General features: G+C 63.3%; 12 protein-coding genes. 9 read left to right on the top strand and 3 right to left on the bottom strand.

Features of this window, described 5'->3' with window-relative positions; translation table 11 throughout:
* Positions 1–71: 71 nt before the first annotated feature.
* Positions 72–1,025 (bottom strand): L-threonylcarbamoyladenylate synthase, encoded by a 954-nt coding sequence (locus FHS49_RS06435; protein ID WP_184016527.1) that lies wholly within the window; start codon positions 1,023–1,025, stop codon positions 72–74.
* Between the two features lie 50 nt (positions 1,026–1,075).
* Between FHS49_RS06435 and FHS49_RS06430 the strand changes: the two genes are divergently transcribed.
* Positions 1,076–2,800: an acyl-CoA dehydrogenase family protein gene (locus FHS49_RS06430; RefSeq protein WP_184016525.1), complete on the top strand. Its 1,725-nt coding sequence runs from the start codon at positions 1,076–1,078 to the stop codon at positions 2,798–2,800.
* 47 nt (positions 2,801–2,847) lie between these two features.
* Here FHS49_RS06430 and FHS49_RS06425 read toward each other — a convergent pair whose 3' ends face one another.
* Both FHS49_RS06425 and FHS49_RS06420 read right to left on the bottom strand, forming a co-directional pair.
* The gene (locus FHS49_RS06425; protein WP_184016523.1) at positions 2,848–3,204 is read right to left on the bottom strand and encodes a GntR family transcriptional regulator; all 357 of its coding nucleotides are present in this window, start codon (positions 3,202–3,204) and stop codon (positions 2,848–2,850) included.
* A 39-nt stretch (positions 3,205–3,243) separates the two neighbouring features.
* Positions 3,244–3,831 (bottom strand): nitroreductase family protein, encoded by a 588-nt coding sequence (locus FHS49_RS06420; protein WP_184016521.1) that lies wholly within the window; start codon positions 3,829–3,831, stop codon positions 3,244–3,246.
* A 265-nt stretch (positions 3,832–4,096) separates the two neighbouring features.
* On the opposite strand from FHS49_RS06420, the gene FHS49_RS06415 reads away from it, so the two are divergent.
* From FHS49_RS06415 to FHS49_RS06380, 8 genes are all read left to right on the top strand, one after another.
* Positions 4,097–5,674, top strand: coding sequence for a peptide MFS transporter (locus tag FHS49_RS06415; RefSeq protein WP_184016519.1), 1,578 nt, complete (start codon positions 4,097–4,099; stop codon positions 5,672–5,674).
* Positions 5,674–7,071: an amidohydrolase gene (locus FHS49_RS06410; protein WP_184016517.1), complete on the top strand. Its 1,398-nt coding sequence runs from the start codon at positions 5,674–5,676 to the stop codon at positions 7,069–7,071. Before FHS49_RS06415 ends, FHS49_RS06410 begins: the two co-directional genes overlap by 1 nt.
* Before the next feature lie 107 nt (positions 7,072–7,178).
* Complete coding sequence (locus FHS49_RS06405; RefSeq protein ID WP_343052911.1) at positions 7,179–8,462, top strand: amidohydrolase family protein; 1,284 nt, start codon at positions 7,179–7,181, stop codon at positions 8,460–8,462.
* A 195-nt stretch (positions 8,463–8,657) separates the two neighbouring features.
* Positions 8,658–9,998 (top strand): phosphoglucosamine mutase, encoded by a 1,341-nt coding sequence (gene glmM, locus FHS49_RS06400; protein WP_184016513.1) that lies wholly within the window; start codon positions 8,658–8,660, stop codon positions 9,996–9,998.
* Positions 9,998–10,222, top strand: coding sequence for a DUF1272 domain-containing protein (locus tag FHS49_RS06395; protein WP_184016511.1), 225 nt, complete (start codon positions 9,998–10,000; stop codon positions 10,220–10,222). The genes glmM and FHS49_RS06395 overlap by 1 nt, the downstream gene beginning before the upstream one ends.
* Positions 10,219–10,974 (top strand): bifunctional hydroxymethylpyrimidine kinase/phosphomethylpyrimidine kinase, encoded by a 756-nt coding sequence (thiD, locus tag FHS49_RS06390; protein ID WP_184016509.1) that lies wholly within the window; start codon positions 10,219–10,221, stop codon positions 10,972–10,974. Before FHS49_RS06395 ends, thiD begins: the two co-directional genes overlap by 4 nt.
* Positions 10,971–11,552 carry a ribonuclease HII gene (locus FHS49_RS06385; RefSeq protein WP_184016507.1) on the top strand — a complete coding sequence of 194 codons (582 nt, stop codon included), beginning with the start codon at positions 10,971–10,973 and terminating at the stop codon, positions 11,550–11,552. Before thiD ends, FHS49_RS06385 begins: the two co-directional genes overlap by 4 nt.
* 320 nt (positions 11,553–11,872) lie before the next feature.
* The gene (locus tag FHS49_RS06380; RefSeq protein WP_184016505.1) at positions 11,873–13,000 is read left to right on the top strand and encodes a site-specific DNA-methyltransferase; all 1,128 of its coding nucleotides are present in this window, start codon (positions 11,873–11,875) and stop codon (positions 12,998–13,000) included.
* The last annotated feature ends 124 nt before the right edge of the window (positions 13,001–13,124 follow it).

Here is a 13,124-nt window from a genome sequence, read left to right as displayed (position 1 = left end):
TCGGATCGGGCCTTTCTTCACCCCTCCCGCCTTCCGGGAGGGGCCGGGGGTGGGGCGTTTTTCGTCGGCCCTTAAGCCGCAGCTCGCATCAGCCGGTCATTGATCGCGATGCCGAGGCCGTTATCGGGCACGGGGGCCACGGCGATCGACGCCGTCCCACCGGCATCGGCCCGGTGCAGCAGATCGAACAGATTGGCCGCAGCCTCCGCCAGATCGCTGGAGACCGACAGCGAAACATCCCCCGCGACATTGCCGAAGCCGATCAGCCATTCGCCGGGACGGGCGTCGGTGGCGTTCAGCCGCAGGGGCTTGGAGGGTGCATAATGACTGGTCATCTGCCCCGGCGCTTCGATGGCGCCGCCGATCACGGTCTCCACGGGGAGGCCGGTGGCGGCGGTCAATTGCTCCGGCGTTATGGGGCCGGGGCGGAGCAGGCGTATGACGGAGCCGGATGGCGCGGCGATAGTTGATTCCACGCCTTGACCGGTCGGCCCGCCATCGATGACCAGCGGAATACGGCCGTCGAGGCTGGCCAGCACATGTTCAGCGCGGGTGGGGCTGATCCGGCCGCTGGCGTTGGCGGATGGCGCCGCCAAGGGGCGTCCGCTTGCGATCAGCAATGCGCGCATCGCTTCGTGTGCGGGGCAGCGGATCGCGATCGTGTCGAGTCCCGCCGTCGCCAGAGATGCGATCGGACTGTGCTCGGTGCGCGGCAGGACCAGGGTCAGCGGGCCGGGCCAGAAGGCGGCCGCCAGCGCCAGCGCCGTATCGTCGAAGCGCGCGTAAAGCCGGGCGGTGGCTAGATCGGGAACGTGCACGATCAGAGGATTGAAGCTCGGCCGTCCCTTGGCCTCGTAGATACGCGCGACCGCTGCCGAATCGGTCGCATCTGCGGCCAGACCATAAACCGTCTCGGTGGGGATCGCGACCGTCTGACCCGCGCGGATCAACGCCGCGGCGTGCTGTATGGCCGCAGTGCCGTAACGGCATGTCCGTGTCGAAAAAGGCGGGTTGGAGCGGGTCATGCTGTGGCGCTATAGCGCGCGCCAGCCACACGCAAGAACGGGATGCCGCCATGACCTATACGCCTCCGATCAACGAACAGCGCTTCGTGCTGGATCATGTCGTGAAGATCGGCGAACTGGCGGAAAACGATGCCTATGTCGCGGCCTCGCCGGATATGGTGGATGCGATATTGGAGGGGGCGGGCGCTTTCGCCGCGGGCGAATATGCGCCGCTCAACCGGATCGGCGATCAGGTCGGCGCGTGCTGGGACGATGGCGTGGTGACGATGCCCGCGGGTTATCGCGAAGCCTATGCCGCCTTTGTCGAAAGCGGCTGGGGCAGCATCAACGGGCCGGAAGCCTTTGGCGGTCAGGGGCTGCCCTATGCGCTGGCGACCGTGGTGATGGAGGATCTGGGCAGCGCGAACATGGGCTTTTCGCTGGTCAACATGCTCACCCCCGGCGCGATCGAATCACTGGTGGCGCATGGCAGCGAGGCGCAGCAGGCGCTGTATCTGCCCAAATTGATCACCGGCGAATGGACCGGCACGATGAACCTCACAGAGCCGCAGGCGGGATCGGACGTGGGCGCGCTGCGCACCACCGCGACGCCGGTGGGCGACGGGACGTTCAGGATCAAGGGCATCAAGATCTTCATCACCTTCGGCGAGCATGATCTGACCGACAATATCATCCATCTCGTATTGGCCCGCACCCCCGGCGCGCCGGCTGGCACGCGCGGCATTTCGCTCTTCCTCGTGCCGAAATTCCGCCTGGACGCGGACGGCAGGCCGGATGCCGCCAATGACGTGCGCTGCGTTTCGATCGAGCATAAGATGGGCATCCATGCCTCGCCCACCTGCGTGCTGAGCTTTGGCGATCATGACGATTGCATCGGCGAATTGATCGGTGGCGAATTCGGCGGGATCAAGGCGATGTTCACGATGATGAACAACGCGCGGCTGAACGTGGGGCTTCAGGGCGTGCAGATCGCCGAGCGCGCGACGCAGCAGGCGGTGCGCTATGCGATGGACCGCGTGCAATCCGCGCGGGCGGGCGGGGCGAGCCGCGATCCCGTCGCGATCATCCAGCATCCCGATGTGCGCCGGATGCTGCTGCGTATGAAGGCGCTGACGCAGGGCGCGCGCGCCTTGGTCTATTATGCCGCGGGGCAACTCGATCGCGCCCATCTGGGCGACGATGCCGCCAATGACCGGCTGGAATTGCTGACCCCGCTCGCCAAAGCCTGGGGCACCGATGTCGGCTGCGAGGTCGCATCGCTTGGCGTGCAGGTTCATGGCGGGATGGGGTTCATCGAGGAAACCGGCGCGGCGCAGCATTATCGCGATATCCGCATTGCGCCGATCTATGAGGGCACCAACGGCATTCAGGCGGCAGATCTGGTCGGACGCAAGCTGGGCTTGAGCGGCGGCGCGGCCTTCGCCCGTCTGATCGCCGACATGCGCGCGGAAGCCCAGGATGCGGGGCTGCGCAGCCTGATCGACGCCAGCGAAGCGGTGGGCACACATCTGGCCGCGGCGAGCGCAGATGACCGACTGGCGGGGAGCTATCCCTTTCTCACCATGTTGTCTGTCGCAGTGGCGGGATGGCTGATGGAGCGTCAGGCGCGGATCGCCGCGAATGCTGAGGGCGACAGGGATTTCCTGGCCATGAAGCAGGCTGCTGCGCGTTATTTCATCGCGCAGATCGTGCCGGAGGCTGAAGGGCTCAAGGCGTCGGCGGTGGCCGGGGCGGAGATGTTTTTTGCGGTGGAAGATGAGGCGTTTGCGGCCTGATCAGGAAATAACCAAACGGTGCTGGGGGCGGCTTCAGCGGCGCAGAATTAAACCTCTTCGCGCTCCAGAAGATCCGCGGGTTTGAGGCCGAGGCGGATGATATGCCGCTGCAATTTCGGCCAGAAGCTGGTGAGGAACAATTCGCGTTCCTCATCGCGCAATCGGCCCATCGCGCCCTCGGCCACGAACATGCCCACGCCGCGCTTGACGGAGACGAAGCCGCGTTCCTGCAGGCTCTGATAGGCTTTGGCAACGGTGAGCGGATTGGCACCATGTTCGGCGGCGAAGGCGCGCACGGAGGGAAGCTGGTCCCCTTCGGCATAATCCCCGTCGAGAATCATCGCTGAAATCGTGCCCCGGAGCTTGAGATAGACCGGGCTGTCTTCGCCGTTCATCACTGTCATATGTGCATAATACACATAATCCCTTAAAGTGCAAAGCGGTTAGCCCGCCGGCGGAGTCCAGAGGCTCGTAACGCTTGCGATATCGGGCCGCGGCCGCTCTTCCAGATCGCGCGCGGGCGTGCCGATGAAGACGAACCCGGCGATTCGTTCGGGTGCGGCACCGAATCCGTCGCGCACGGCATCGCTATAGGCCGGCCAGCCGGTGAGCCAGCCCCCGGCAAAGCCATAAGCGTGAACCGCGTGAAGCAGGTTCATGCAGGCCGCGCCGGCGGACAATTCCTGCTCCCATTGCGGGATCTTGCTGGCTTCCTTGGGCGCATAGAGAACGACCACCAAAGAGGGCGCCTGATGCGCGAATTGCTCCATCGCCTCGATCTCCAGCCGCCCGGCCTCCGGCTTTTCAGCGCGATAGGCCGATGTGAGCAGGCGTGCGAGCGCGTCACGCTGATCCGCCGCGACGATCACGAAGCGCCACGGCGCGAGCTTGCCATGATCGGGTGTCCGTGCGGCGATTTCGATCATCGCACGAAGCTGGGCCTCATCGGGGCCGGGCGCGATCAGATCGCGCGGCTTGCCGGAGCGGCGGGTTTGCAAATGGGTGAGGAGCGAGGTGCGGTCGTTGAACATCGGGGCGATTTAGAGGGTGTAGAGCGGAAATAGAAGTGGGTTTGTCCGCGAGCGTCTTTGCGAGCGAAGCGAAGCAATCGAGCGGTGTTGGTGACACTGGATTGCCGCATGGCCTCGCTCCTCGCGATGACGGCGGTGCGAAGCCGCGGCGACCCGCGCCGCGCAACAATCTTCTTCACACGCGCAATTTTCGCGTTAGTCTCCTCGGCAATCGCGCCGGCAATGTACCGGCCTGTCGCATATATTCAGGGAGCGGCTTGCTCAAATGACACCATCCATTCCAGCCAGCGGTGCCGAAGGAAAAACCTTCCTCGGCCATCCGCGCGGGCTTTTCGTCTTGTTTTTCGCAGAGATGTGGGAGCGCTTTTCCTATTACGGTATGCGCGCGCTGCTGATCTTCTATCTGGTCCAGCATTGGCTCTATTCCGACGAAAAGGCGTCGGTCATTTACGGTGCCTATACGGCGCTGGTCTATATCACGCCGGTGGTGGGCGGCTATCTCGCGGATCGCTATCTCGGGCAGCGCAAGGCGGTTTTGTTCGGTGCCGCGATGCTCACCTTCGGCCATTTCCTGATGGCGTTCGAAGGCGAGGGCGGTCAGGATAGCGCTGCGATCAACGTCTTCTGGCTGGCGCTGTCGTTCATCATTCTGGGCGTCGGCTTTCTGAAGGCCAATATCTCCGTGATCGTGGGGCAGCTTTATCCGCGCACCGATCCGCGGCGCGATCCGGCGTATACGATCTTCTATATCGGCATCAATGTGGGCGGCGCTCTCGGCCCGATCATCGCGGGCTATCTGGGGCAGGTCTATGGCTGGGCCTGGGGCTTCGGCGCGGCGGGGGTCGGCATGTTGCTCGGCCTGATCGTCTTCGCATGGGGAAAACCCTATCTTCTGGGCAAGGGGGAGTCCCCCGATCCCGCACGGCTGGCGTCCCGCGTGGCGGGCATTCCCTTTGAATGGCTGATCTATATCCTGAGCATCTGCTCCACGGTCGTGATCTGGTGGCTGATCCAGAATCAGGCGATGGTCGGCACATTGCTGGGCGTAGCCGGTGCGGCGCTTGTCGCTTATGTGCTCTACACGGCGGTGTTCAAGCTGCCCGCCGAGGATCGCGATCGCATCTTCGCCGCGATGTTTCTGATCATCGGCTCGATCCTGTTCTGGGCCTTGTTCGAACAGGCGGGATCGTCGCTCAATCTCTATACCGATCGATCGGTGGATCGCCATATCCTGGGCTGGGAAGTCCCGTCTTCGATGTTCCAGTCGATCAATTCGATCTACATCGTCACGCTGGGGCCGCTGTTCGCAATCCTGTGGCTGTTTCTCGCGCGGCGCGGCTGGGAGCCTTCGGCCCCCGCCAAATTCGGCTTGGCACTGATCCAGCTTGGCGCGGGGTTCCTCGTGCTGGTCGCGGGTGCGGCGGCTGCGGGACCGGGCAATCTGACCCCGGTGATCTTCATCTTCCTCATCTATCTGCTCCACACCACCGGCGAGCTTTGCCTTTCGCCTGTCGGTCTTTCCGCAATGAACAGGTTGTCGCCCGCGCATATGGCGAGCCTGATCATGGGGACGTGGTTCTTCGCATCAGCCACGGGCAATTTCAGCGCCGGGCTGATAGCCGCGGCCACCGGCGCGGAAGGTGCCGGGCCTGAACGCGTGACCGAGGTTTATACCACGGTCGGCTGGGTCGGCATCGCAGTGGGCGTTGGGGTTCTGTTCATTGCGCCATTGATCAAGAAGCTGATGCACCTCGATACGCTGGCCGATGATCAACTGGCGGGTGCAGGCGAGATTGGCGAGCCGCAGGCGGCGGGCATCAACACCAAAGGGGAGACGATCTGATGCGGATGATCGCAACAGCCGCACTGGCGGCGGCGCTGGTGCTGATGCCCGGCGCACCGGGACTGGCCAAGAAGAAGGATAAGGACGCGGCGGAGGCGTCAGCCGCCAAAGTGCCAGTCGCTGATCCTTATCCGTCCACCTACAAAGGCTATCCGGCCGCCCCCGCGGCGATCCGCGGCGCGACCATCTATGATGGCGAAGGCGGGCGGATCGAGAATGGCGTGATCTTCCTCTCGGGCGGCAAGATCACGGCGATCGGCGGGCCGGATACCCCGATCCCCGCCGATATCGCGGTCTATGACGGGCGCGGCAAATGGGTGAGGCCCGGCATCATCGACGTTCACAGCCATCTGGGCGATTATCCCTCACCGGGGGTGGCTGCCAATTCGGATGGTAATGAGGCGACCAGCGCTGTCACGCCGCAAGTGTGGGCGGAGCATAGCGTGTGGCCGCAAGATCCCGGTTTCTCGCGCGCATTGGTGAATGGCGGGGTCACCGCGCTCCAGATCCTGCCGGGTTCGGCCAATCTGTTCGGCGGTCGATCGGTGGTGCTGAAGAACGTGCCCGCGCGCACCGTGCAGGGGATGAAATTCCCCGGCGCGCCGCAGGGGCTGAAAATGGCGTGCGGCGAAAATCCCAAGCGCGTCTATGGCAGCCGCAACCAGATCCCGTCCACGCGCATGGGCAATATGGCGGTCAACCGCCACACCTGGATGAAGGCGGCGGAATATCAGCGCAAGCGCGCCAAGGGCGAAGCGCAGGCGCGCGATCCGGCTTATGATACGCTGGCCGATGTGCTGGACGGCAAGATCATGGTGCACAACCATTGCTACCGTGCCGACGAAATGGCCTTCGTGATCGATATGTCCAAGGAGTTCGGATACAAGGTCGCGGCATTCCACCATGCGGTCGAATCCTACAAGATCGTCGATCTTCTGCGCGAGAATAACATCTGCTCGGCCATGTGGTCCGATTGGTATGGTTTCAAGATGGAAAGCTATGACGGTATCAAGGAGAATATTCCCCTGGTCCACAATGCAGGGGCGTGCGCGATCGTTCATTCGGACGACGCGAACGGCATCCAGCGGCTGAACCAGGAAGCCGCCAAGGCGCTGGCTGACGGGCGGCGCATGGGCATCCAGATTACCGACGAAGTGGCCTGGGAATGGCTGAGCTTCAACCCGGCCAAGGCGCTGGGCGTGAGCGATGTGACCGGCAGCCTGAAAGCCGGCAAGAATGCTGATGTCGTGCTATGGAATGGCGATCCGCTGAGCGTCTACACCCGTCCCGAGCGCGTGTGGATCGATGGCGCGATGCTGTATGATGCCAATGATCCGAAACGGCGGCCGGTAAGCGATTTCGAGCTGGGCCAGCCGGGCGAGGGAGATGTGAAATGAGCTGGCTCTCATCACCAAAAAATGGCCGTTTGTCCCGAGCGAAGTCGAGGGACGTGAGTCATGGGAACAAAGTGTCTCGACTACGCTCGACACAAACGGTTTTTGGGGTGTTGGCATTGCTAATCACCACCCCCGCCACCGCGCAGACCATCGCCATCACCGGCGGCACGGTCGCGATCGGGGACGGCAGCGCGCCGATCGAGCGCGGGACGGTGATCGTGCGCGATGGCCGGATCGTCTCGGCCGGCGCAGGCGTCGCCGTGCCCGCAGGCGCGCAGGTGGTGGATGCGACCGGCAAATGGGTCAGCACAGGGATCGTTGCGGGATTCACGCGGCTCGGTATCGTCGAAGTAGACGGGGTTTCGCAGACCGATGACACCGGCGCGAACAACAGCATCTGGTCCGCCGCGATCGATATCGTGCCCGCCATCAACCCGCGCAGCACGCCGATCGCGATCAACCGGGTGGAGGGCGTCACGCGCGCCATCGTGTCGCCAAGTGCGGCTGCGACGATGTTCGCGGGGCAGGGCGCGGTGATCGATCTGGGTGCGGATATGAATGCGGTGACCAAGCCGCGCGCCTTCCAGTTTGTCGAATTCGGCGAGACCGGCGCGCGCGAGGCCGGCGGCAGCCGTCCGGCGCTGTTCCTGCAATTCCGGTCTGCGCTGCAAGCGGCACAGGCCTATGCGCGGGCACCCACGGCCTATGACGGCGGCAATAGCAAGAACGCGATCCTGACAAAGGCGGATGCCGCGGCGCTGGTTCCGGTGGTGAATGGTGCGACGCCGTTGCTGGTTCATGTGGAACGGGGCAGCGACATCTTGGCGGTGCTGGATCTGAAAAAAGAGTTTCCGGCGTTGAAGCTTGTGCTCGTCGGCGCGGTCGAGGGCTGGACCGTGGCGAAGGAGATTGCGGCGTCGGGCGTGCCGGTGATCGCCTCCGCGCTGGCGGATCTGCCGGACAGTTTCGAGACTCTGGCGGCGACGCAATCCAACATCGGCCGGATGAAAGCGGCAGGGGTGAAGGTGTCGATCGGCATGATCAATGATGACGAGGTGCGCATGGCGTTCCGCTCCAGTCAATATGCCGGCAATCTCGTGGCGCTGACCAAGGTGCCGGGTGCGACCGGACTTGACTGGGCTGCGGCCTTTGCGGCGATCACGTCCGGCCCCGCCGAAGCGTTGGGGCTTGGCAGCGAGATCGGGTCGCTCCGTGCCGGGCGGCGCGCGGACGTGGTGCTGTGGAATGGCGATCCGCTGGAAATCACCAGCGCGCCCGAACGGGTTTGGATCGACGGGGTGGAACAGCCAATGGAGACGCGGCAGACGAAATTGCGCGATCGTTATCGCACGCCGGTGGAGGGGAATCTGCCTAAGGCTTATGAGCGGTAAAGTCTGGCGCTGAACTCCCAAACCGTTCGGCTGAGGCTGTCGAAGCTTTTTCCTTCTTCAATGTTGGAAAAGAAAGGGCTTCGACAGGCGCAGCCGGAACGATGTTCGGGGAGAAGGAAATGCCGTGTGCCCCCTCGCGCCCGTTCCCGCATCGCGCTATCAGCGGATCGACTTGCCAAGCGGAGCCACAATCGAATGACGCGCAGATTTTTCGGGACGGACGGGATCAGAGGCCGGACCAACCAGCCGCCGATGACCGCGGAGATCGCGATGAAGGTGGGCATGGCGGCGGGCGCGCATTTCCTGCGCGGGGATCACAAGCATCGCGTGGTGATCGGCAAGGATACGCGCGTTTCGGGCTATATGATGGAATCGGCGCTGGTGGCGGGCTTCACGAGCGTGGGCATGGATGTAATTATGGTCGGCCCGATGCCGACCCCGGCGGTGGCGATGCTCACCCAATCGATGCGCGCCGATCTGGGCGTGATGATCTCCGCCAGCCATAATCCCTTCGCTGACAATGGCATCAAGCTCTTCGGTCCCGATGGTTTCAAACTCTCGGACAGCGACGAACTGGCGATCGAGGCACTGATCGACGTGCCCGCCAAACTTGCGAATGCCGCCGAGATCGGCCGCGCCCGCCGCGTGGAGGATGCTCGTGGCCGCTATATCCATTTCGCCAAATCCACCTTTCCGGATCATCTGCGGCTCGACGGGCTGAAGGTGGTGGTCGATTGTGCCAATGGCGCGGCTTACAACACCGCGCCGCTCGCGCTGTGGGAATTGGGTGCCGAGGTGATCTCGTTGGGCGTGGAGCCCAACGGCCTCAACATCAATCACGAATGCGGATCGACCGCGCCGCAATTGCTGCAGGAAACCGTGGTCGCTTCGGGGGCACAGATCGGCATCGCGCTGGACGGCGATGCGGACCGGCTGATCGTGGTAGATGAACAGGGCAAGGTGGTGGATGGCGATCAGCTCATGGCGCTGATCGGGACGACCTTCGCGCGCGCGGGAAAGCTGCGCGGCGACGGGATTGTGGCCACGGTGATGTCGAACCTGGGGTTGGAGCGCTATCTGAACGGGCAGGGGCTGTCGCTGGAGCGTACCAGCGTCGGCGATCGCTATGTGCTGGAGCGGATGCGCGCAGGCGGCTTCAATGCCGGCGGCGAGCAATCGGGGCATATCATCCTGACCGATTACGCCACCACAGGCGACGGGCTGGTGGCCGCGCTGCAGATTTTGGCGGCGTTGGTGGAATCCGGCAAGCCCGCGAGCGAATTGCTGCATCTGTTCGATCCCGTGCCCCAATTGTTGAAGAATGTGCGCTTTGCGGGCGGCAAGCCGCTGGAGGATGCGCGGGTCAAGGCGATCATCGCCGACGCCGAAGCGGCGCTTCGGGGCAGTGGGCGTCTCGTGATCCGGCCGTCTGGCACCGAACCCGTGATCCGCGTGATGGCCGAAGGCGATGATGCGGGCGAAGTAGAGGCGGTGGTCGACCGGATCTGCGATGCGGTAAAAGAGGCGGCCGGCTGATGCTGGAAATGCGGCCCGATTGCGAACGCTGCGGCAAGAGCCTGCCGGCGGACGAGGGCGGTGCCGCCATCTGCTCGTTCGAATGCACCTTCTGCGCGCAATGCGCGGCGCACATGGACGGCATCTGCCCCAATTGCAGCGGCATATTGAGCTTCCGCCCGACGCGCGCGCCCGAACTTCTGGTGAAATTCCCGCAGTCGGTGGTGCGCCAGTATAAGCCATGACCGCACGCATCCTGATCATTGCCGGATCGGATTCGGGCGGCGGCGCGGGTATCCAGGCGGATATCAAGACGGTGACGATGCTGGGCGGCCATGCCATGACCGCGGTTACTGCGATCACCGCGCAGAACACGCTGGGCGTTACCGGGGTGTATCCGGTGCCGACCGCAATGGTGATCGCGCAGATGGATGCGGTGATCAGCGATATCGGCGTCGATGCGGTGAAGATCGGCATGATCGGCAGCGCGGAGACCGCCATTGCGGTGGCGCAACGGCTTGAAGCCTTGACCGTGCCGATCGTGCTCGATCCGGTGATGGTCGCCACCAGCGGGTCGGTGCTGGCGGATGCGGCGACGATCGCAGCCTTCGGCCGGCTGATGGAAGTCGCTTCGCTGGTGACGCCCAATCTGCCTGAATGCGAGGCGCTGGGCGGGATGGAAGCGATCCTGCATTATGGGGGGCATGTGCTGCTCAAGGGCGGTCATGCCGAAGGGCCGATCGTCATCGACCGGCTGTATTGGCCGCATGGCGAAAACCGCCATTGGGAAGGCAAGAGGATCGAGACGACCAGCACGCATGGCACGGGCTGCACGCTGGCGAGCGCCATTGCCGCCGGCCTGGGGCAGGGCATGGGGATAGAGGATGCGATCGCACGCGCGATCTCCTTTGTTCGTATCGCGCTGATCGAGGCACCGGGGCTGGGGCAGGGGCATGGCCCGATGGGGCATCAGAATGTGACGGATTTTTTCGCATGATCGCAGGCGTTGACGAAGCGGGGCGGGGGCCATTGGCCGGGCCGGTGGTGGCCGCCGCGGTGGTGCTGTGCCCCGACGGGATTTTGGGGCTGGATGACAGCAAGAAATTGAGCGCGAAAAAGCGTGACGACCTCTATGCGCTGATCGCCGAACGCTGCACCTTTGGCGTGGGCATGGCGAGCGTCGAGGAGATCGACGAACTCAATATCCTGTGGGCGACGATGCTGGCGATGACCCGCGCGGTCGAGGCGCTGTGTGAAAGCAGGGGGGGGATGGAGCCGCGCGAGGTGCTGGTGGATGGCAATCGCTGCCCGAAATGGCGCTACCGTTCGCGCGCGATCATCGGCGGCGATGCGATCGAGCCGTGCATCTCGGCCGCCTCGATCATTGCGAAAGTGACGCGCGACCGGATCATGATCGAGGCCGATGCGCGTTTTCCGGGCTATGGCTGGGCCTCGAACAAGGGCTATGGTGCGAAGGTGCATCTGGAGGGGCTGGAGAGGCTGGGGGCAACGCCTTGGCACCGGCGATCGTTTGGGCCGGTGCAGCGGACGCTGTTTGATTTTCAGGGCGGCTGATCGCAATCCGTTTGTCCCGAGCGAAGTCGAGGGACCTCGGTCGTGCCACCATGTCTCTCGACTTCGCTCGAGACAAACGGGTTTTTGGTTTGCGATTTATCTCGATCGCACTTTTTTCCTTTTGTCATAATCCCCGAGTCTTTTGCGCCACACCACAAGGGGTTGAGTCACGCCTTTGACGGGAATCCCAACATGTCGTGGGGACTCGTTTCGTTCTCACCGGTCACGCGGACTCCTCGCACACTTTGTTAACTATAACTTCCTTGACGCGGACTCTCCGAGGATTCAGGGTCGCGCTCGATCTTACGGGGGCGTCGCAAATGGGTGTTATGGAACGGGTTTCTACGCGGGCGAAGAAGGCGGTCGAGCTCCGTCCGGAGCTTCCGCTCGACCGGATCCTGAAGGGCGATTGCATCGAGACGATGCGCGGCCTGCCCGATAAATCGGTGGATATGATCTTCGCCGATCCCCCCTATAACCTCCAGCTTGGCGGCGATCTTTTTCGTCCCGACGGCAGTCAGGTCGATGCGGTGGACGACGAATGGGACAAGTTCGACACCTTCGCCATCTATGACAAATTCACCAAGGCGTGGTTGAAGGAAGCGCGCCGCATCCTGAAGGACGATGGCACGATCTGGGTGATCGGCAGCTATCACAATATTTTCCGCGTGGGCACGGCGATCCAGGACGAGGGCTATTGGATCCTGAACGACATCATCTGGCGCAAGGCCAATCCGATGCCGAATTTCAAGGGCACGCGCTTCACCAATGCCCATGAGACTTTGATCTGGGCGTCGAAGAGCGAGAAGGCGCGCTACACGTTCAACTATCGCGCGATGAAAACGCTGAATGATGAATTGCAGATGCGCTCTGATTGGGTGATGCCGATCTGCGGAGGCCAGGAGCGCCTCAAGCGCAACGGCACCAAGGCGCATCCGACGCAGAAGCCGGAAGCCCTGCTGTATCGCATTCTGCTGGCGTGCACCAAGCCGGGAGATGTGGTGCTTGATCCGTTCTTCGGCACGGGCACGACCGGCGCGGTGGCCAAGCGGCTCAACCGCCACTGGATCGGGATCGAGCGCGAGGATAATTATATCGAAGTCGCCGAGGAACGCATTGCAATGGCGCTGCCGCTGGATGAATCCGCGGTGGTCACCATGCAATCCCCCCGGGGCGCGCCCAAGGTGCCGTTCGGCACGCTGATCGAAAATGGTCTGCTCAAGCCCGGCGCGATCCTGACCGACGCCAAGCGTCGCTGGCAGGCGCGGGTCCGCGTCGATGGATCGCTGGAAACCGGTAGCGACAATGGTTCGATCCACAAATTGGGCGCGACGCTGCAAAAGGCACCATCGTGCAACGGCTGGACTTTTTGGCATTATGAGGATGAAGGCGGACTGCGGCCGATCGATACTCTGCGGCAGAATTATCTGCTGGCGACGCAGCCTTAATCCGTTTCCACACTTCCGTTCGGGCTGAGCCTGTCGAAGCCTTTTCTTTCTTTGTGCGCTGAGCCAGAAGAAGGAAGAGGCTTCGACAGGCTCAGCCTGAACGGTGTTTGGGGCTCAATTCGGA

Source organism: Sphingobium boeckii (genome assembly GCF_014199215.1).
Lineage (GTDB): Bacteria > Pseudomonadota > Alphaproteobacteria > Sphingomonadales > Sphingomonadaceae > Sphingobium_A > Sphingobium_A boeckii.
Note: the sequence above shows the minus strand (reverse complement) of the source record. Positions and strands in the feature narration are given on the sequence as shown.